Annotated in this window: 1 rRNA gene; it reads right to left on the reverse strand. The window is 57.5% G+C overall.

The window, feature by feature from the left end:
• Nucleotides 1-336 precede the first annotated feature (336 nt).
• Nucleotides 337-468, reverse strand: a 16S ribosomal RNA gene (locus tag AB4Z15_RS24955); the annotation flags it as partial.

Here is a 468-nt window from a genome sequence, read left to right on the forward strand (position 1 = left end):
GCCGGAAGCAGGAACAAAAGAAACACCAGAAGATGCCCCCATGCATTGCTGCAAAAAGGTCCTGTTGCCTCAGGACCCAACAGTGCGCCAAACACAACCCCATACCAGCCACGCCCCGGCAGCGTTCCACACAACACCACACCCCCAAAAAGGGGGCACGGGTTGCCGTACTGRCACCAGGACACAACCGGTAAAGGCCATGCCAAARAAGTTTGATTCGTTGATGTTTCCACCCATGAGCACCCACCGCAGAACAGACGCCTGCGCAATGGGCAACACTGACAACCACCACCATCCGCATGCACGGACACCAGCGAGTTGTTAGCAGCTCCTTAGAAAGGAGGTGATCCAGCCGCACCTTCCGGTACGGCTACCTTGTTACGACTTAGTCCCAATCGCCGGTCCCACCTTCGACGGCTCCCCCCACAAGGGTTAGGCCACCGGCTTCGGGTGTTACCAACTTTCGTG

This window comes from Paenarthrobacter sp. 2TAF44, from assembly GCF_052114885.1.
Classification (GTDB): domain Bacteria; phylum Actinomycetota; class Actinomycetes; order Actinomycetales; family Micrococcaceae; genus Arthrobacter.